This window comes from Bradyrhizobium sp. AZCC 2176, from assembly GCF_036924645.1.
In the GTDB taxonomy this organism is placed as follows: domain Bacteria; phylum Pseudomonadota; class Alphaproteobacteria; order Rhizobiales; family Xanthobacteraceae; genus Bradyrhizobium.
Map to the genome: position 1 here is coordinate 6,134,181 of NZ_JAZHRX010000001.1, position 18,433 is coordinate 6,152,613.

14 protein-coding genes are annotated in these 18,433 nt (G+C 63.8%); 10 read left to right on the top strand and 4 right to left on the bottom strand.

Annotation, left to right across the window (positions count from 1 at the left end; genetic code table 11):
• Positions 1–68: 68 nt before the first annotated feature.
• Positions 69–1,358 (bottom strand): N-acetylmuramoyl-L-alanine amidase, encoded by a 1,290-nt coding sequence (locus tag V1288_RS28900; RefSeq protein ID WP_442893869.1) that lies wholly within the window; start codon positions 1,356–1,358, stop codon positions 69–71.
• A 785-nt stretch (positions 1,359–2,143) separates the two neighbouring features.
• On the opposite strand from V1288_RS28900, the gene V1288_RS28905 reads away from it, so the two are divergent.
• Positions 2,144–5,257 (top strand): Rne/Rng family ribonuclease, encoded by a 3,114-nt coding sequence (locus V1288_RS28905; protein WP_334360258.1) that lies wholly within the window; start codon positions 2,144–2,146, stop codon positions 5,255–5,257.
• A gap of 66 nt (positions 5,258–5,323) precedes the next feature.
• On the opposite strand, the gene V1288_RS28910 is transcribed toward V1288_RS28905, so the two are convergent.
• The gene (locus V1288_RS28910; RefSeq protein ID WP_334360259.1) at positions 5,324–6,652 is read right to left on the bottom strand and encodes a dicarboxylate/amino acid:cation symporter; all 1,329 of its coding nucleotides are present in this window, start codon (positions 6,650–6,652) and stop codon (positions 5,324–5,326) included.
• Between the two features lie 197 nt (positions 6,653–6,849).
• The gene (locus V1288_RS28915) at positions 6,850–8,037 is read right to left on the bottom strand and encodes a pyridoxal phosphate-dependent aminotransferase (protein ID WP_334360260.1); all 1,188 of its coding nucleotides are present in this window, start codon (positions 8,035–8,037) and stop codon (positions 6,850–6,852) included.
• A 231-nt stretch (positions 8,038–8,268) separates the two neighbouring features.
• On the opposite strand from V1288_RS28915, the gene V1288_RS28920 reads away from it, so the two are divergent.
• The 9 genes from V1288_RS28920 (at position 8,269) to V1288_RS28960 (ending at position 17,527) form a co-directional block, all read left to right on the top strand.
• Entirely contained in the window at positions 8,269–9,675 is a 1,407-nt protein-coding gene (locus V1288_RS28920; RefSeq protein WP_334360261.1) for a M48 family metalloprotease, read from the top strand.
• A gap of 126 nt (positions 9,676–9,801) precedes the next feature.
• A complete protein-coding gene (locus V1288_RS28925; protein ID WP_334360262.1) occupies positions 9,802–10,569 on the top strand; it encodes a DsbA family protein in 768 nt (255 codons plus the stop codon).
• Between the two features lie 206 nt (positions 10,570–10,775).
• Positions 10,776–11,567, top strand: a complete 792-nt coding sequence (locus tag V1288_RS28930) for a DUF1236 domain-containing protein (protein ID WP_334360263.1) — start codon at positions 10,776–10,778, stop codon at positions 11,565–11,567.
• Positions 11,568–11,859: 292 nt separating this feature from the next.
• Complete coding sequence (gene aroQ / locus V1288_RS28935; protein ID WP_334360264.1) at positions 11,860–12,327, top strand: type II 3-dehydroquinate dehydratase; 468 nt, start codon at positions 11,860–11,862, stop codon at positions 12,325–12,327.
• Positions 12,328–12,404: 77 nt separating this feature from the next.
• Positions 12,405–12,896, top strand: a complete 492-nt coding sequence (accB, locus tag V1288_RS28940; protein WP_334360265.1) for an acetyl-CoA carboxylase biotin carboxyl carrier protein — start codon at positions 12,405–12,407, stop codon at positions 12,894–12,896.
• An 85-nt stretch (positions 12,897–12,981) separates the two neighbouring features.
• Positions 12,982–14,343: an acetyl-CoA carboxylase biotin carboxylase subunit gene (gene accC / locus V1288_RS28945; protein WP_334360266.1), complete on the top strand. Its 1,362-nt coding sequence runs from the start codon at positions 12,982–12,984 to the stop codon at positions 14,341–14,343.
• 123 nt (positions 14,344–14,466) lie between these two features.
• Positions 14,467–15,999, top strand: a complete 1,533-nt coding sequence (locus V1288_RS28950) for a sensor histidine kinase (RefSeq protein ID WP_334360267.1) — start codon at positions 14,467–14,469, stop codon at positions 15,997–15,999.
• Positions 15,996–16,436, top strand: a complete 441-nt coding sequence (locus V1288_RS28955; RefSeq protein ID WP_334360268.1) for a response regulator — start codon at positions 15,996–15,998, stop codon at positions 16,434–16,436. Before V1288_RS28950 ends, V1288_RS28955 begins: the two co-directional genes overlap by 4 nt.
• Complete coding sequence (locus V1288_RS28960; protein ID WP_334360269.1) at positions 16,433–17,527, top strand: sensor histidine kinase; 1,095 nt, start codon at positions 16,433–16,435, stop codon at positions 17,525–17,527. Before V1288_RS28955 ends, V1288_RS28960 begins: the two co-directional genes overlap by 4 nt.
• Here V1288_RS28960 and V1288_RS28965 read toward each other — a convergent pair.
• Entirely contained in the window at positions 17,524–18,318 is a 795-nt protein-coding gene (locus V1288_RS28965) for an IclR family transcriptional regulator (protein ID WP_334360270.1), read from the bottom strand. The two genes, V1288_RS28960 and V1288_RS28965, sit on opposite strands and share 4 nt — an antisense overlap.
• Positions 18,319–18,433 lie beyond the last annotated feature (115 nt).

Consider the following 18,433-nt stretch of genomic DNA (forward strand, 5'->3'; position numbering starts at 1 on the left):
AAACTAGGGCTTGGGCCACCGAACGGCATGCTTTTCAGCCCGCGCTTACGCCCTGCGCACCGGACTTTTCACTTGCCCGGTCCGTTAGTTGCCAGCCGTTTGGCGAGAAATGCATCAATTGCCTGCGCCATCGATCCGACCGTCTTGTTCCGCCAGTTTTCCGACACCAGGTGCTCGAGGTCGCCCTTGTTGGAGACATAGCCGAGCTCGACCAGGACCGAGGGCACGTCCGGGGCCTTCAGGACCCGGAAGCCGGCCGATTTCAGCGGATGCTTGTGCATCCGCACCGTGCTCTTCATTTCGCCCATCAGCATCCGCGCGAACCGGTTTGAGAAGGTTTTGGTTTCCCGCTGTGCCAGGTCGATCAGGATGTCTGCGACTTCGGTCGGCTCGTCGGCAAGACTGACGCCGCCAATCGCGTCCGACTTGTTTTCGGTATCTGCCAGCCGTTCGGCCTCGGAGTCGGTGGCCTTGTCGGACAGCGTGTAGATGGTGGCGCCCTGGGCGTCGCCCTCGCCGCGCGGCAAGGCATCGGCATGGATCGAGACGAACAATGCCGCCGATTCGCTGCGCGCGATCTTCACGCGGTCGCCGAGCGGAATGAAAGTGTCGTCCGTCCGGGTCATGACGACGCGGTACTTGCCGGATTTCTCGATCCGATCGCGCAGCGCCAGGCCAAATCCCAGCACCAGATTCTTTTCCATGATGTCGCCGCCACCGGCCTGGGTGCCGTTGTCGACGCCGCCATGACCGGGATCGATCACGACCACCGGTCGCTGGTCCGGCGGCCCTGGCGGGGGCTTCGGCGCGGCTGGCGCATCCGGCGAGGCGGCAGCGTTGGCCTCGGCGATCGCAGGCCGCAGCTCGGGACGGCTTTCGGGCGCCAGCGACTGGACAAAGGCGGTGCGATCCACCTCTGCGAATTCGATCACCAGCCGCGGCGGCTGGTCGTTTGCCGCCTCCAGCACATAGGACTTGGCGATTTTGGCCGGCCCGATCAGGTCGAACACGATCCGCGACCCGCCCGGCATGACAAGACCGTAGCGGAACGCCTTGACCAGCCCTCGTCCCGCGACGCCGACCCCGGCGGGAAGCTTGAAACTGACCTGGGGAAGATCGACCACGACGCGATACGGGTCCGCCAGCGCGAAGGCGCGAAACTGGACCGGCTTGTCGAGGTCGAGGATGAAGCGGGTTTGCCTTGCGTCGCCAGCCAGCCGGGCGTCAGACGCGATCGGGAAATTCGATACCGTCGCCGGGCCGGGGACCGCGGCTTGAGAAGCCGGCCCTTGATAAACCGGTGCCTGGGCCGCGCTGGGGCCGATTATTTGAGCGCACAGCAATGCTGCAACGCACAATGCGCCACAACCCAGCAAAACAAGGTGATTTGCGCGGCTCGCCAACGATTCGGTGCCTCCGGAGGAGCCTTCCCTTACCGCATTAGAACCACAGGGTTAATTGGGCCTTAAGCCTGATTTGCGAAAAGAAATGAGTGTTGCCGCGATGCGACGCTTAAGGGAGGGCCCTTTTTGGCTCCCTTGGGGTTCCCTTGCGCTTCCCTTGCACGCAGCTCCCAATCCACGTATGTACGAGGTGCTGACGGCTAATACTCCCGGTTGTGTCGCGTTCAGCCTCCCGGTGCAGCGCCGGTACCTTCGAAGCCGGAGGAACCTGCGTCTTTCCCGATCCTCCACGGCCAGCGCAGCGCGCGGCTGACACGGAGCGGCGGTTTCGAGCCCGAGCGGCGTCCGGTCCCAGGTACTTTTCCAGGGACGGTTTAAGACACGGCAAAACTGATTATCCGGACCCAAAACGGTCCGATATGCGATGGCCGGCGGGCGTTTAGGCGCCGAACCGGGTCTTCAGCGATAGATGCGGCGGTATCCTTTCCGCCAACATGTTCAGACGGGCCGACGCTTGATGCGCCAGACTGTATTGCCGACCAAGGTCCACGGAACGACCGCGCCGACGCGAGGCGAAAGCTTCGCACGTCGCCTCGCTCTGGTGGTCCCCCGTTCGGCGCGGCGCCAAGAAGTGCGTTTTGGCCTTCCCCTCACCCCCGAATCAGGTGGACCGTCGCGTCACCGGGCCGCGCAATTTGCGCGCGCCATGCACCGCGCCCGCCGCCGTCAAGAGTTCCAAAATGCCCAACAAGATGTTGATCGACGCCACCCACCCGGAAGAGACCCGGGTCGTTGTGGTCCGCGGCAACCGCGTCGAAGAATTTGATTTCGAGACCGCCCAGCGCAAGCAGCTCCGTGGCAATATCTATCTCGCCAAGGTCACGCGCGTAGAACCGTCGCTGCAGGCGGCGTTCATCGAATATGGCGGCAACCGCCACGGCTTCCTGGCGTTCAGCGAAATCCATCCGGATTACTATCAGATCCCGGTCGCCGACCGTCAGGCGCTGATCGAAGCCGACGAGCGCGCCCACCGCGAGGCCGAGGAAGAGAGCGAGAACCGCGCCAGCCATCGCCGCCGCTCGCGCCACCGCAATGCACGCCGCCGCGGCCATGGCGACCGCGTCCAGAGCGACGTCGTCGAGAATGCCGGCCAGGATCCCGCACAGGCGGCCCAGCCCTACGAGGGCGAGGCGCATGGCCACGAAGAGATGTATGCCGGCGAAGCCGAGGCGCACGACGCCGGGCATCATGAGGATGATGCCGGGCATCACGGGGATGCGGCCCATCACGCCCATGATAACGAGGCGCATGGTCATGACCACTCGCATGATCACCACGATCACGATCATCCCCACGATCACGATGCGCCGGGTCCTGGCGAAGGAGCGGAAACCGTAAGCGAAGCGCCGGCCGCGGGATCAGAATCCGGCACGTCCGCCGCGGCATCGGTCGAGGCGGCCGGCCCCGAGGCGACGGTTGAACATCCCCATGATGAGCATCATGATGAGGAACAGGCGCGCGAAAACGCGGCCCATGCCGACGACGCGCCGCATATCGAGCACGCCGGTGAAGGATACGGCGTTGCTTCCCCCGACGAACTCGCCCCCGTCTCCGAACGCGACGACGGCCACGACGATGAGGACGACGCTGAGGACGCCGAAGAGGAAGTCGTCGAATCCGTCGGCGGCGATGACGTGCTCGAGGAAGTTCCGGAACGCCCGTTCCGCCCGCGCCGCCAGTACAAGATTCAGGAAGTCATCAAGCGCCGCCAGGTGATGCTGGTTCAGGTCGTCAAGGAAGAGCGCGGCAACAAAGGCGCGGCGCTCACGACCTATCTGTCGCTCGCCGGCCGCTATGCGGTGCTGATGCCCAACACCGCCCGCGGCGGCGGCATCAGCCGCAAGATCACCTCGGCCCAGGACCGTTCGCGGCTGAAGGAAGTGGTGCAGGATCTCGACGTGCCCGAGGGCATGGGGATCATCCTGCGTACCGCCGGTGCCTCGCGGACCAAGCCGGAGATCAAGCGCGACTTCGAATATCTGATCCGCATGTGGGAAACCGTACGCGACATGACGTTGAAGTCGCAGGCCCCCACCCTCGTCTACGAGGAAGGCTCGCTGATCAAGCGGTCGCTACGCGACCTCTACAACAAGGAAATCGACGAGATCCAGGTCGCCGGCGAAGCCGGCTACCAGGAAGCGCGCGACTTCATGAAGATGCTGATGCCCTCGAACGTGCGGGCAGTGCGGCAGTATCGTGACGGCCAGCCGCTGTTCTCGCGGATGGGCGTCGAGAGCCAGTTGGATGCGATGTTCTCGCCGACCGTGCAACTGCGCTCCGGCGGCTACATCGTTATCAACCAGACCGAGGCGCTGGTCTCGATCGACGTCAACTCCGGCCGTTCGACCCGCGAACATCATATCGAGGATACCGCCCTCAAGACCAATCTCGAGGCGGCCGAGGAAGTCGCGCGGCAGTTGCGGCTGCGCGATCTCGCCGGCCTGATCGTCATCGACTTCATCGACATGGACGAGAAGCGCAACAACCGCGCAGTCGAGCGCAAGCTCTCCGACTGTCTGCGGCAGGATCGCGCGCGCATCCAGGTCGGCCGCATCTCGCATTTCGGCCTTTTGGAAATGTCGCGCCAGCGCATCCGCGCCAGCGTGCTGGAGAGTTCGACCGAGCCCTGCGCGGTATGCGGCGGCAGCGGGCATGTGCGCTCGGTCTCCTCCGTCGCGCTGCAATTGCTGCGCGGCATCGAGGAAATCCTGATGAAGGGCGCGACTCACAATCTGGTGGTGCGTACCCGCACCGACGTCGCGCTCTATGTGCTCAACCACAAGCGCGGTCATCTGCGCGATCTCGAAAATGCCTTCAAGGTATCGCTCGCAGTAAGCGCCGATCCAACCGTCGCCGGCCAGCAGTCCTACATCATCGACCGCGGTGAGCAGGTGCACACGCTGGAAGCCGCGAAGGCTTTGCTGGCAGCGCAGGCTGCCGCCTTCCCGTCGCAGGTCGAGGAGGCCTATGACGACGATGAGGCGTTCGACATCGAAACCGAATCCGAGATCGAAACCGAGGAGACCGAGGGGTTGACCGAGGACGCCGCCGAAGTGGCGGCTGGCGAAGGCGAAGGCGACGGCCACCGCCGCAAGCGGCGCCGGCGCCGGCGCGGCCGTGGCGAGCCGCGTGAGGGCGGCGCTCCGCGCGAGGACAGTGACGCGATGCGCGTCGCCGGCGAGGCCGTCGAAGGCGCGATCGCCGAGGACGGCGAAGCCGACGAGGACGAAGGCGATGAACAGCCGGGCATGGTCCGCGGCGATCAGCCTGCCAATGGCGAGCGACGCCCGCGCCGCCGCGGCCGTCGCGGCGGACGCCGCCGGCGTGGTGGCGGGCCGGACGACGGTCTTGCCGGATCGATCGCGGACGAACTCGGGCCGGCGCCCGCTCCCGAAGTGACTAACGCGGTTGCCGATTTCGACGGCGGCGAGTCCGAGTCTGCGCCGTCACTGGTGCAGGCCGACGTTCAGCCGGGGCCGGCCTCGCAGCCGGCGGAGATGCAGCCCGCGGCCTATGCCCAACCGGAGCCGGTCGCGAGCGAGCCCGCGCCAACCGCTGAAGAAACCAGGCAAGAGGCCGAGCGCGCTGCGGCGCGGCGGCGTTCGACCGTGCGCGAGAAAGTCAGCTTCATGACCAGCGCTCCGGCCGAGGCGGCGCCCGCGGTCAGCCCGAGCGCGCCAGAGCCGGTCGCGCCTCCCGACCCTGCTCCGACCGAACCTGCGCCAGCCGCATCGGAGGAATCCGCGCCCCGCAAGGCGGGCTGGTGGTCGCGGCGCTTCGGCAGCGGCGAGTAAGATTCAAACCAAAAGAAAAACCGCCCGGCCAAAACCGGGCGGTTTTTATTTGCGTTGAGCTGGTCGCTATCCCGTCGTGATCGCGGTCTCCACGTCGGACGGATCGATCTCTTTGTTGAGACCGGCGCGCAGCTTCTCGTGATCGAGTTCGCCTTCCCACCACGACACCACCACGCAGGCGACGCCGTTGCCGCACAGGTTGGTCAGCGCGCGGCACTCGCTCATGAACTTGTCGATGCCGAGGACGATGGCCATGCCCGGCACCAGCCGCGGATCGACCACGGCGAGCGTCGCGGCCAGCGTGATGAAGCCGGCCCCGGTAATGCCGGATGCGCCCTTCGAGGTCAGCATCGCGACCAGGAGGATGGTCAGCTGCTGGCTGAAGGTGAGATCGAAGCCGAGCGCCTGCGCGATGAACAGGGTCGCCAGCGTCATGTAGATATTGGTGCCGTCGAGGTTGAACGAGTAACCGGTCGGCACCACGAGGCCCACCACCGACTTCGAGCAGCCGAGCCGCTCCAGCTTTTCCATCAGGGACGGCAGCGCGCTTTCCGAAGATGAGGTGCCGAGCACGATCAAGAGTTCGTCTTTGATGTAGGCCAGGAACTTGAAGATCGAGAAACCGACCATCCGCGCGATCACGCCGAGCACCACGAACACGAACAGCGCCGCGGTGACGTAGAAGGTCGCGATCAGCCCGATCAGGTTCAGGATCGCGCCGGTCCCGAACTTGCCGATCGTGAACGCCATCGCGCCGAACGCGCCGATTGGAGCTGCCTTCATCACGATGGCGATGACGCCGAACACGGCATGCGCCGCATCGTCGATAAAGGCGCGGACCGTATGGCCGCGCTCGCCGAGCCCCATCAGCGCAAAACCGAACAGGATCGAGAACAGCAGCACCTGGAGGATTTCACCCTGCGCGAACGCACCGACGACGGTATCGGGGATGATATGCAGGAAGAAATCGACGCTCTTCTGCGCCTCGGCCTGCTTGGCAAAGCCGGCGACGGCTTGCGCATTCGCCATGCCGCCGCCGAAACCCGCGCCCGGCTTGACCAGATTGCCGACGAGCAGACCGATCACCAGCGCAAAGGTCGAGACGACCTCGAAATAGACCAGCGCCTTGACGCCGATCCGGCCAACCTTCTTGGCATCTTGTATATGCGCGATGCCAGATACCACGGTGCAGAAGATGATCGGCGCGATCACCATCTTGATCAGTTTGATGAAGCCGTCGCCGAGCGCCTTGATCCAGTCGTTGGTCGCAAGCACAGGCCACAGCCAGCCGAACAACGCGCCGAGCACGATTGCAATCAAGACCTGGACATAAAGAACGCGATACCAAGGCTTTGCCGCACTTGCCGGTGCTTCGGTCGCAATCGTTGCCGCCATGACGCTTACTCCCCTCGGAAGGTGCGGATCGATCGAATATGCGCCAATCCGTCGCAGACAGCCAAAATCCTTTGGGCAAGCGGAGTCAATGGTGTTGGTCGCTTCGCCAACAGGCGAGCGATGCCTCGACCGAGAAGAATAATCTTTCCGGCCGGGGCGGAACAATGGAACGAAATGAACGGCAGATGAGCCGCGTGCTAACGAAGCCAACGCGCGATGCGCGTCACCGCTTCACGCATCTCGTCGGCCGAGCGCGCGTAGGAGAAACGAATGAAGCTGCGGCCGTGGATCGGATCGAAATCGACGCCTGGCGTCGCCGCCACATGCGCCTTCTCCAGCATGCGGCCGGCAAACTCGAAACTGTCGGCGGTGAAATCGGAAACATCGGCGTAGAGGTAGAACGCGCCATCCGCCGGCAGGAACTTGGCGAGGCCCGCCTTCGGCAGTCCCTCGATCAGGATGCGGCGGTTCTCCTGATAGCCACGCTTGATTGCTTCCATCTCCTCGCGGCCTTCGAACGCCGCTTCGGCCGCGATCTGCGACAGCGTCGGCACCGAGATCGACAGGTTCTGCTGCAGCCGTTCGATCGGCCGCACCAAAGGCTCCGGCACCACCATCCAGCCGACCCGCCAGCCGGTCATGCAGAAATATTTCGAGAACGAATTGATCACGAGCGCATGCGGCGAAAGCTCCGCCGCCGTCACCGCCGGAAACGCATAGTCGAGGCCGTGATAGATTTCGTCGGAGATGAAACGGATGCCGGCGCCTTCCGCCGCATTGATCAGGCCGGTGAGCGCCTCGCGCGACATCATCGTTCCCGTCGGATTGGCGGGGCTGCCAACCAGCACGCCCTTCAGCGGCGCCTTGCGATGCGCGGCCAGCAAGGCCTCGCCCGTCAACGCATGACGCGTTGCGCCCGATGTCTCGATCAGCACCGGCTCGCAGCCAAGCGCGGTCAGGATATGCCGGTATGGCGGATAGCCCGGCACCGTGACCGCCACCCGGTCGCCCGGCTCGAACATCGACAGGAACGCCAGAATGAACCCGCCGGACGAGCCGGTCGTGATCACGATGCGCTCGGGATCGACCGCGCAGCCGTAAGTATCACGGTAGTGTCTGGCGATCCGCGTACGAAGCGAGGGGATGCCGAGCGCGGACGTGTAATCGATCCGCGCCGCATCGAGCGCGGCATGCGCGGCCGCGATCGCGACCTTGGGTGCCGACGCCGCCGGCTGCCCCACTTCCATGTGAATGACATGGCCGCCGGCCGCCTCGATGCGCGCTGCCGCCGCCATCACATCCATCACCATGAAAGGCGGAACATCGCTCCGTGCCGAGGGGGTCAGCAGCGCTTTCGCGCGATCTCTAAGTGTCGATTCCAGCATCGATATCTGCTATTTGCACGGGGCACGTGCCGAATTCAGGTTCCCGAACCGGTTAGCGCCCCAGACTGGCCGCATTCGATGGCTTGTTATAACTTTTTCCAGCGAAGTGATACCGGCTCGGGTGAAAGAAACGCGTTGAAACAACAAACTGGGACCCGTTTCTGATCTAATCGGAAACCGAACCGGCGTCCGGGCAAATCCGGTCGCATCGCCAATCGCCAAAGACTGCTCATGCTGCTCCGCATCGCCTTACGCACGAAATCACTGAAATTGACCGCGCTGATGACGGCCGCAGCGCTTGCCGTTGCGCCTATGGCGGCTGTGGCGCAGGAGAACAAGGGTCCGCCGGTGCTGCGCGACACCGAGACGGAGCAGTTGCTGCGCGAATATACGCGGCCGATCCTGCGCGCCGCCGGTCTGGAAAAACAGAACATCCAGATGGTGATCATCAACCAGGGCGTCTTCAACGCCTTCGTTGCCGACGGCCGTCGCATCTTCGTGAACTATGGCGCGATCATGCAATCGGAGACGCCGAACCAGATCATTGGCGTGATGGCTCACGAAACCGGCCACCTTGCCGGCGGCCATCTCGCCAAGATGCGCGAGCAAATGGCGCAGGCCCAGACCCAGATGATCATTGCCATGCTGCTTGGCGCCGGCGCGATGGTGGCGGGTGCGCAAGGAGGCGGCAGCAACAGCGGCTTGGCGAACGCCGGCGCGGCCATGTTCTCAGCTCCGGGAGAAATCATCCGCCGCAACCTGTTGTCTTACGTGCGCCAGCAGGAGGAAAATGCCGACAAGGCGGGCGTGAAATTTCTGAACGCCACCGGCCAGTCCGCTCGGGGCATGTACGAGACCTTCAAGCGCTTCACGGACGAGAGCCTGTTCGCCGCACGCGGCTCGGACCCCTATGTTCAATCACATCCGATGCCGGCGCAGCGCGTCGCCGCACTGGAAGAACTGGCAAGGTCGAGCCCTTACTGGGACAAGAAGGACGACCCTGCCCTGCAACTGCGCCACGACATGGCGCGCGCCAAGATCTCGGCCTTCATGGAGCGGCAGGAGACCGTGTACCGGCGCTATCCGCTGTCCAACAACAGTCTGCCTGCGCGCTATGCCCATGCGATCTCGACCTATCTGCACGGCGACCTGCGCAGCGCGCTCGCCCAGATCGATGCCCTGATCCAGCAGCAGCCGAACAATCCCTATTTCCACGAGGTGCGCGGCCAAGCCCTCCTGGAGGGCGGCAAGCCGCAGGAGGCGATTGCGCCGTTGCGCAAGGCCGTCGCGCTCTCCAACAACGCGCCGCTCATCGAGATGCTGCTTGGGCAGGCCCTGGTGGCAACCGGCAACAACGCCTACACTGACGAGGCGATCGCCATCCTGCGCGCGGCGGTGGCGCGCGAGAGCGAAGCGCCGATCGGCTACATCCAGCTCGCGATGGCCTATGGCCGAAAAGGCGACTACGCGCAGGCCGATCTGGCATCGGCCCAGGCCGCCTACCTTCGCGGCGACAGCAAGACGGCGCGCGATCTGGCCTCGCGCGCGAAAACGCGCTTCGCGATCGGGACGCCTGGATGGGTCAAGGCTGACGACATTGTGAGCGCCAAGCCGCTGCCAGGCCAGAAGAGCAACTAGAATTAAACCGCGTTCGGCTATAATCGGACCTGATCACCAAGGACTTGGTCACCAGCGACCAGGATATTCTCCAGGAGCCGGCCTTCAGCAGAATTGCCCGGGAACCCGCCGCATAAGGATTTACCGATGCCCTCGTTCCGTCTTCTCGTCCCCGCATTGTTTGCTCTGGCGCTTTGCGGCGCGCCGATGTCCGCTTCCGCGCAGGGCTTCAGCGACACCCAGCGCGGCGACATCGAGACGATCGTCCGGAATTATCTGATTGCCCATCCTGAAGTGCTCGAAGAGGCGATGACCGAACTCAGCAAGCGTCAGGCCGCGGCGGAAGCCGCCAAGCATGCATCAGGTGTCGCCAACAACGCGGACGCGATCTTCAACTCGCCACGCAACGTCACGCTCGGCAACAAGGACGGCGACGTCACCTTCGTCGAATTCTTCGATTACAATTGCGGCTACTGCAAGCGCGCGATGACCGACATGATGGAGCTGATGAAGGCCGACCCGAAGCTGAAGGTCGTGCTCAAGGAGTTTCCGGTGCTGAGCGCGGGCTCGGTCGAAGCCGCCCAGGTCGGCGTCGCCGTACGCATGCAGGATCCGACCGGCAAGAAATATCTCGACTTTCACCAGAAGCTGCTCACCGGCCGCGGCGCCGCCGACAAGGCGCGCGCGATGGCGGTTGCCAAGGAAGTCGGACTCGACATGGCGAAGCTGGAGAAGGACCTTTCGAGCGCCGAAGTACGCAACACGCTCGAGGAAAATTTCAAGCTCGCCGAAGCGATGGGCATGAACGGCACGCCGAGCTACGTCATCGGCAAGCAGGTCGTGATCGGCGCGGTCGGCGTCGAGAGCCTGCGGGAAAAGATCAGCAACGCCCGCTGCGGCAAGGCGACATGCTGAGGCGAAGCTTCGCACGCAAAGCATTGCGATGAAAAGGCCGGCCTCGCAGCCGGCCTTTTTGTTTGCGCGTTTACGGCACTGCCGGGCGCATCAATTCATCCTGCGTTCACCAAACAAGGCGTTCGGAACCGGCAATATGCCGGAACATCAGGCAATTCCTTTCGTTGACGGCGTGGGCAATGCAGAAACTCGTGAGGAGACATTCGATGACTAATCGCTTTTTGATTTCGGTCGCGACAGCGGCCCTGATCGCAGGAACTGGCTTTGCGAATGCGCAGGGTACCGGCATGGGGCGGGACGCGGGATCGGCGGGTTCCGCTGCGCAGCAGGGCGCACCTTCCTCGGATCGCGGCGGCGCCTCGTCGGGCACGATGCAGCGCGATAGCGGCGGCGCGTCCGGCATGAAGGGCGAACAGTCCGAGCAGAAGTCGATGGGCGCTGAAAAGAACCAGCGCGTCGAAGACCAAAAGAAGGGCGGCAAGGACATGAAGGCCGAGGGCAAGGAAGACCGCGGCGGCATGAAGTCCGAGCAGAAGTCCGAGAAGGGCCAGACCACCGGCCAAGGCAAAATGGAACGCGATCAGGGCACGACCCAGCATCGTGACCAGACGACCCAAGGTCGCGACCAGACTATGCCGCAGAAGGACCAGAAGGCCCAGGGCAAGGAAGACCGCATGCAGACCCAGACTCAGGGCGGAGCCACTGGTCAAAGCACGACCACGACAGGCCAGGCTGGCGCGGCAGCTAAGCTCTCAACTGAGCAGCGCACCCAGATCACCAGCGTGATCAAGGAGCAACACGTTGCGCCGGTGACGAACGTGAACTTCTCGATTTCGGTCGGCACCCGCGTACCGCGCGACGTGACCTTCCACACCCTGCCGGAGCGCGTGGTGACGATCTATCCGGAATGGCGCAGGTATAAGTTTATCCTGGTCAAGGAGCAGATCGTGATCGTGGATCCGAACACCTACGAGATCGTGGCTGTTCTGGAAGTCTGATCGCGGACTTTTCACAGGTATCGGGGGCGGGCAGAAATGCCCGCCCTTTTTTGCGGTCAAAATTCCCGTGGCGACTTTGGCCCGAGCCCGGGCATTCGGGCCCAGGGCGACGTGACGATGGCGCCGACTTCCCGGCATTGGTTAACGAAGCAGTTTCAGCAGGTTCTGCACGCCTTTTTATGAACAGGACGAGGCCCTTCAAAGGTTCAAAAGCGCCCTCAAAGGCTTCCCCTGCGGCCCGTTGTTACCTATAACCCCCGCGACCTGTCCCACCCCGTTTACTGGAATTTGGATGGCCCAAGCCTCTGCCGCGACGATCTATGTGCTTAACGGCCCGAACCTCAACATGCTGGGGACGCGCGAGCCCGAAACCTACGGCCATGCGTCGCTCGCCGATGTCGAAAAGCTGTGCGTTGAAACCGCCGCGCAATTCGGCCTGAAGGCCGATTGCCGCCAGTCCAACCGCGAAGGCGAGTTGATCGACTTCATCCACGAGGCACACGCCAGGAAGGTGGCAGGCATCATCATCAACGCCGGCGGCTATTCGCACACCTCGATCGCGTTGCACGACGCGCTGGTCGCGGTGAAAATCCCGACGGTGGAAGTGCATATCAGCAACATCCACGCCCGCGAGAGCTTTCGCCATCACTCCTACACGGCCATGGCCGCCTTTGCATCGCTCTGCGGCTTCGGCATCGATGGCTATCGTCTCGCCATCAATGGCCTCGCCGCCAAACTCGGCGCCAAGGCCAAAACCTGACTTCAAATCCTGACGTCGAACGACACCAAACCTGACGCTTACGGCGTCACCCACATCGAGAATTCCGGATCATGAGCATGGCCCGCCAGCCCGACAACAAGTCAGCGGACAAATCAGCCGCAAACCTGAAGAGCGACGACAGCGCGCTCATTCGCGAACTCGCGCTGCTGCTGGATGAGACCAGCCTGACCGAGATCGAGATCGAGCGCGCCGGCTTACGGGTGCGGGTCGCACGCAACGTCACCGTGTCGGCAGCGATGCCGGCGAACTTCCATCCGGCGGCGGCGGCCGCGGCGGTTGCCGTCCCCGCGGCGAGTGCCGATCTGGCCAAGCATCCGGGCGTGGTCCCCTCGCCGATGGTCGGCACTGCCTATTGGGCGCCCGAGCCCGGCGCCAAGCCGTTCATCGAGGTCGGCACCAAAGTATCGGCCGGGCAAACTCTCCTGATCATCGAAGCGATGAAGACGATGAACCAGATCCCATCGCCGCGCGCCGGCACGGTGACGCAAATTCTCGTCGAGGACGGCCAGCCGGTCGAATTCGGCGAGCCGTTGGTAATAATTGAATGAGCGAATGGCGAATGGCGAGTAGCGAATGAAAATCAATGCACCTCCATTCGCTACTTGCTATTCGCTACTCGCTACTTGAGGCCGCATGTTCGATAAGATCCTGATAGCCAATCGCGGCGAGATCGCGCTCCGCGTGCTGCGCGCGTGCAAGGAGCTCGGCATCAACACCGTCGCGGTGCATTCCACCGCTGACGCCGACGCCATGCATGTGCGGCTCGCCGACGAGAGCGTGTGCATCGGGCCGCCCCCGTCAAAAGACTCTTATCTCAATGTCCCCGCATTGCTCGCAGCCTGTGAGATCACCGGCGCCGACGCCGTGCATCCCGGCTACGGCTTCCTGTCGGAGAACGCCCGCTTCGCCGAAATCCTCGCCGACCACAATCTGCATTTCATCGGCCCGAAGGCCGAACATATCCGCCTGATGGGCGACAAGATCGAAGCCAAGAAGACCGCCAAACGGCTCGGCATCCCGGTCGTGCCCGGCTCCGATGGCGCGGTCTCGCCCGACGACGACGCTCTGGCGATCGGCAAGGCGATCGGCTTCCCCGTGCTGGTGAAGGCGGCGGCGGGCGGCGGCGGACGCGGCATGAAGGTGGCGCATAGCGCCGACGATTTGATGATGGCGCTGTCGACCGCATCCAATGAGGCCAAGTCGGCGTTCGGCGACGCCTCGGTTTATCTCGAAAAATACCTGCAGAAGCCGCGCCACATCGAGATCCAGATTCTCGGCGACGGCCGCGGCGGCGCGATCCATCTCGGCGAGCGCGACTGCTCGCTGCAGCGCCGCCACCAGAAGGTCTGGGAAGAAGGTCCCTCGCCGGTTCTCGCCGCCGCCGCCCGCGCCAAAATCGGCGAGACCTGCGCCAAGGCGATGCGGGACATGAAATATCTCGGCGTCGGCACCATCGAATTTCTCTATGAGGATGGCGAGTTCTACTTCATCGAAATGAACACCCGCATCCAGGTCGAGCATCCCGTCACCGAGAGCATCACCGACATCGACCTCGTGCTGGAGCAGATCCGCATCGCCGCCGGCGGCGACCTGCCCGCGAAGCAGGAAGAGATCGCCATCATCGGGCATGCCATCGAATGCCGCGTCAATGCGGAAAACCCGCAGACCTTCCGCCCGTCGCCTGGCCGGATCACGCAATTCCACCCGCCCGGCGGGCTCGGCGTGCGGATCGATTCCGCCGTTTATCAAGGCTACGTCATTCCGCCTTATTATGATTCGCTGGTCGGCAAGCTGATCGTGCACGGCAAGACCCGCGCCGAATGCCTGATGCGGCTGCGCCGGGCGCTCGACGAGATGGTGGTCGATGGCATCGAAACCACCCTGCCGCTGTTCCGGGCGCTGGTCCGGGAGGCCGACATCATCAACGGCGACTACCACATCCACTGGCTCGAGCAGTACCTCGCCGGTCAGCCGCTGGACGGCAAGACCTCCTGAGAACAAGAGCTCCCGAAATATTCTACGGTGCGCGGAACCGGCGGGTTCCATCGCACGTTAAGAAGCACAGGGGTCTTCCCAGCCGGGGGCAACTTGTTCCGTTTGTCATGACGCGAGATCACCGTGACCGCTAATGCCCAGCGCAAGCGCGCCATGGGGCATATCCTGCTGCTTGCAGCGGGACTGCTGGTGTTGACCGTCATCAGTGCCGGTTCAGTCCATCTGGTGAATGAGGCGCGCGAGGACGCGCGCAAGGTTCTGCGCACCCTCGAGGTTGAAAACCAGATATCGCTCGTCCAACTGCAGTTGCGGCGTGCTGAAAGCGCACAACGCGGCTACCTCGCGACATTGCGGCCGGATTTCCAAACCGATTTTGAGCAAGCCCTATCCGAACTGACGCCGGCGCTGACGCGATTGAACCAGCTCATCAGCGACAATCCGGTTCAAAGACGGCTCATCAACGAAATGATGCCGCTCTACGACCAGCGGATCGAGGAATTCCGCACGACGAACGAACTGGCCCGGTCGAAGCGCATGAGCGACGCCGCCAAGATCGTGCGCGAGGGCATCGGACGTGACACCATGAAACATATCGACGATCTGGCGGGCCGGATGCGGGCGGAGGAAGACCGTCTGTTTGTCGAGCGTACGACCAATGCCGACCGCAGCCAGACGCTGGCGGCCTCGATCACCGGCATCGGGTCGGGTTTCGTGGTCGTGCTGGCCGGCATCGCGATCTTCCTGGTCCGGCGTTCGTCGCACGCGCGCGACCAGGCCGACGCCAGGCTGCGCGACAGTCATCTCAACCTCGAGGCCACGATCGACGAACGCACCGCGGACCTGCGCGAAGCCAATGACGAGATCCAGCGTTTCGCCTACATCGTCAGCCACGATCTGCGCTCGCCGCTGGTGAACATCATGGGCTTCACCAGCGAGTTGGAGGAACTGCGCGGCGACATCTTCAAACGGATTGCGTCACTTTCCCGCGCGCAATCCGAGACGCCGCCCGCCCCGGAAAACCCCACCGGTACCGCCGAGCCCGTACTCGAAGGTTCCGACAAGCAGCTCTCGGAAGATTTCTCCGAGGCGCTCGCCTTCATCAAGTCCTCGATCGGCAAGATGGACCGGCTGATATCTGCGATCCTCAATCTCACCCGCGAGGGACGGCGCGAGTTCGAGCCGGTCTGGATCGATACCAGGGAGCTCATCGAGGGCATCGTGGCGACCGTGGCGCATCAGGCCGCCGAAGCCCAGGCCGAGATCCGGATCGACGCGCTGCCGAATATCGTCACCGATCGTCTTGCGCTGGAGCAGATCTTCTCCAATCTGATCGATAATGCGCTCAAATACCTCAAGACCGGAGTCCCCGGCGAAATCACGGTGCGCGGCCGCACCAAGCTCGGCTTTGCGATTTTCGAGATTGCGGACAACGGGCGCGGTATCGATCCCAAGGACCATCAGCGCATTTTCGAATTGTTCCGCCGCGCGGGAACCCAGGACCGACCGGGACAGGGCATCGGCCTTGCCCATGTCCGCGCTTTGGTGCGCCGCCTGGGAGGAACCATGTCAGTCGCGTCGGAACTTCACCAGGGCAGCACATTTACGATTACGCTGCCTATCAATTGGCCTGTCGGTAACCGGAACACACGGATATGAGTACTCCAGTCACCATCATCATGATCGAGGACGATGAGGGCCATGCCCGCCTGATCGAGCGGAATATTCGCCGATCCGGTGTCAACAATGAGATCATGCCGTTCACCAGTGGTACAGCCGCCCTGAATTACCTGTTTGGCGAGGACGGGACGGGTTTGGACCACAAGGGCAGCGCGCTCCTGATCCTGCTCGATCTCAATTTGCCCGACACGACCGGCATCGACATTCTGAAGCGGGTCAAGGAAAACAAATATCTGAAGACCACGCCGGTGGTGGTGCTGACCACGACCGACGATTCTCATGAGATCAAGCGCTGCTACGACCTCGGTTGCAACGTCTACATTACCAAGCCCGTGAACTACGAAAGCTTCGCCAACGCCATTCGCCAGCTTGGTCTGTTCTTCTCCGTCATTCAGATTCCTCCGGCCGCCACATGAAACCAGCAACGCCGACACTGCTGTACATCGACGACGACGCCGGCCTCGCCCGGCTGGTCGACCGCGGCCTGACGCGAGCAGGCTTCAAGGTCGTCCACGCGGCGGGCGGTGAGCAAGGGCTGGCGCGGCTGGCGCAAGGCGGCATCGATGTGGTTGCGCTCGACCAATACATGCCGGGGCTCGACGGCCTCGAAACGCTGGAACGGATCATGGCGATTGCGGACGCCCCGCCCGTGGTGTTCGTCACGGCCGCGCAGGATTCGGCGATCGCCGTCACGGCGCTGAAGGCCGGTGCCGCCGACTATCTGGTCAAGGATACACAGGGCGATTTCATTCCGCTGCTCCAGGTCGCCGTCAACGGCGCCCTGCGGCAGGCCGAGCTTCAGCGCGCGCGCGACGAAGCCGAAGCCGAGGTCCACGCCTCGCGCGACCGCTATGCGGCGCTTGCCGCCGAACGCGAAGTGCTGTTGCGCGAAGTCAACCACCGCGTCGGCAACTCCTTGCAGATCATCGCCTCGCTGCTGCATCTGCAGGCCAATTCGACGACGCAGGACGACGTCAAGGCAGCGCTGACCAATGCAATGGGCCGCGTCGCCGCGGTCGCCCAGGTCCATCGGCGTCTCTACACCTCGCATGATCTCAAGAGCGTGTTGCTGAACCAGTATCTCGAAGCCCTGCTGGAAGACCTCCGGCGTTCGGCCGAAGGCAACAGGATGTCGCGGCTGACGCTCAAGGCCGAGCCGATCGAGATCGACCCCGACCGCGCGGTCGCGATCGGCATCATCGTCAACGAGCTGGTGATGAACGCCGTCAAATACGCCTATCCCGACGGCGCCGGCCCGATTCACGTCGAGCTGAAGCCCGACGGCGAGGACCTGGTGGTCGCGATTGCGGACGACGGCGTGGGTCTCAACGCCAAGGCCGATCCGCGCTCCACCGGCATGGGACAACGCATCGTGAGCGCAATGGCCGCCAAGCTGGACGCCAGTGCCGAGCGCGATCCGAACCATCACGGCACCAGGATCGTGCTGCGCTTCCGCCGCATCCCGGCAGCACCGCCGAAATCGACCAACGCCGCCGCCGCGGGTTAGCTGCGCGGCGTCGCCGCCTCGATCGCACGCGCAGCCGCGACAAGAACGTCGGCCACCTCGATCGCGCGACGCGGGCTCAGCCTGTTTCGGATGGCGGAGAGCGTAATCGCGGCGGCAGGCTGGCCGTCCGGCGTCCGGATCCAGGCCGAAAGCGACTTCGTCCCCTGCACGAGCCCGACGTCACGCAGATTGTAGCCCCTGCGGCGCGCGAGCTGGATCTGGCCAAGTACGGTGGCCGTATCGGTCCGATAGGCGGCAAAGCGGGCTTCGTTGGCCAGCACGATCTTGCGCGCCTCAGGGACCGGCATGGCGGCCAGGATTGCGACCCCTGCGCTGCTGACGCCCAGCGGACGCCGCACACCGACCTCGATCGACAACACCTGGATCGGATAGCTGCCGATGCGGCGCGCCACGCACAAGGTGTCGAGCCCGGTGCGCAAGGTTAGAAACAGGGTGTCGCCGAGTTGCGCCGACACCGCCGAGAGATGCGGCTCGGCTGCAATCAGTAGTGGCGAACGCGAGGGACGCGCCAGCGCCAGCTCCGGCACCTGGCGGCCGACAACGTAATTTCCCGTCCGCTCGCTGCGCTCGACAATTCCCTCCTCGATCAGCACATGCACGATGCGATGTACCGTCGGACGAGCGAGCGACGTCGCCCGCACGACTTCCGCGAGAGGTACGCCTCTTTCTCCACCAATCGCAAGCGTGCGCAGCACGGCTACCGCGCGGCGGATCGCCTGCCCGCCCTGCCGCGGCCCACGCCCGCGCGCCTTTAACCGACCGTTTGTCATATGCATTGTCCGCTGTCCACAATGTGGACAAAAACACCACAATTTGGTCGACAGCGGAAGGGCTGAGCGCAAGATCGGGCGCGCGGAACAATAAAGGCGCGCATGCCGCTCGGAC

Excerpts from the sequence above, each read along its gene's own strand:
- V1288_RS28910 (WP_334360259.1), bottom strand. The coding sequence starts at position 6,652 with ATGGCGGCAACGATTGCGACCGAAGCACCGGCAAGTGCGGCAAAGCCT.
- V1288_RS28930 (WP_334360263.1), top strand. The coding sequence starts at position 10,776 with ATGACTAATCGCTTTTTGATTTCGGTCGCGACAGCGGCCCTGATCGCA.
- V1288_RS28915 (WP_334360260.1), bottom strand. The coding sequence starts at position 8,037 with ATGCTGGAATCGACACTTAGAGATCGCGCGAAAGCGCTGCTGACCCCC.
- accB (WP_334360265.1), top strand. The coding sequence starts at position 12,405 with ATGGCCCGCCAGCCCGACAACAAGTCAGCGGACAAATCAGCCGCAAAC.
- V1288_RS28920 (WP_334360261.1), top strand. The coding sequence starts at position 8,269 with ATGCTGCTCCGCATCGCCTTACGCACGAAATCACTGAAATTGACCGCG.
- accC (WP_334360266.1), top strand. The coding sequence starts at position 12,982 with ATGTTCGATAAGATCCTGATAGCCAATCGCGGCGAGATCGCGCTCCGC.
- aroQ (WP_334360264.1), top strand. The coding sequence starts at position 11,860 with ATGGCCCAAGCCTCTGCCGCGACGATCTATGTGCTTAACGGCCCGAAC.
- V1288_RS28960 (WP_334360269.1), top strand. The coding sequence starts at position 16,433 with ATGAAACCAGCAACGCCGACACTGCTGTACATCGACGACGACGCCGGC.
- V1288_RS28905 (WP_334360258.1), top strand. The coding sequence starts at position 2,144 with ATGCCCAACAAGATGTTGATCGACGCCACCCACCCGGAAGAGACCCGG.
- V1288_RS28955 (WP_334360268.1), top strand. The coding sequence starts at position 15,996 with ATGAGTACTCCAGTCACCATCATCATGATCGAGGACGATGAGGGCCAT.
- V1288_RS28965 (WP_334360270.1), bottom strand. The coding sequence starts at position 18,318 with ATGACAAACGGTCGGTTAAAGGCGCGCGGGCGTGGGCCGCGGCAGGGC.
- V1288_RS28925 (WP_334360262.1), top strand. The coding sequence starts at position 9,802 with ATGCCCTCGTTCCGTCTTCTCGTCCCCGCATTGTTTGCTCTGGCGCTT.